The following is a 434-nucleotide window of genomic DNA, read 5'->3' on the forward strand; positions in this document are numbered from 1 at the left end:
GCCGTCCGCGTGCCGGGCCAGTCCGCGGTCGAGCGCGATCCCCGCCCAGGCCAGTACCGCCAACACCGGCGGCAGCACGAGCGCCCCCACCCAGCCGGTCGCCTCAACCATGGCGCACCCGCCCCACCCGCGCGGCGTGGTCGGGGTCCGGGTCGAACCCGGCCACCGTCAGTCGTGCGACGGCCAGTTCGGCCCCGGTCAGCAGTCCGGGTAGGACGTCGAGCGTCCAGCGCGTCGCTTCCCCCTCCGGGCCCGTGGTCCGGTGACCGGGGCCGTGCTCGACCACGTGCAGCCACCGGTGCAGGCGGTCGAGTGTGTCCCCCCGCAGGTGCTCGGGTGGCCCGGCCTCCTCCGGGACCCTGCCGATCCCGGCCAGCGACCAGCGCAGCACCCGCGAGCGCCGCACGCGCCGCGCCCACGAGGCGACCGACCGG

Annotated in this window: 1 pseudogene; it reads right to left on the bottom strand. The window is 77.6% G+C overall.

From position 1 onward, the window contains the following. Positions 1-103: 103 nt before the first annotated feature. A pseudogene (locus SACPADRAFT_RS0203150) lies at positions 104-434 on the bottom strand (hypothetical protein); the annotation flags it as partial.

This window comes from Saccharomonospora iraqiensis subsp. paurometabolica YIM 90007, assembly GCF_000231035.2.
Classification (GTDB): domain Bacteria; phylum Actinomycetota; class Actinomycetes; order Mycobacteriales; family Pseudonocardiaceae; genus Saccharomonospora; species Saccharomonospora paurometabolica.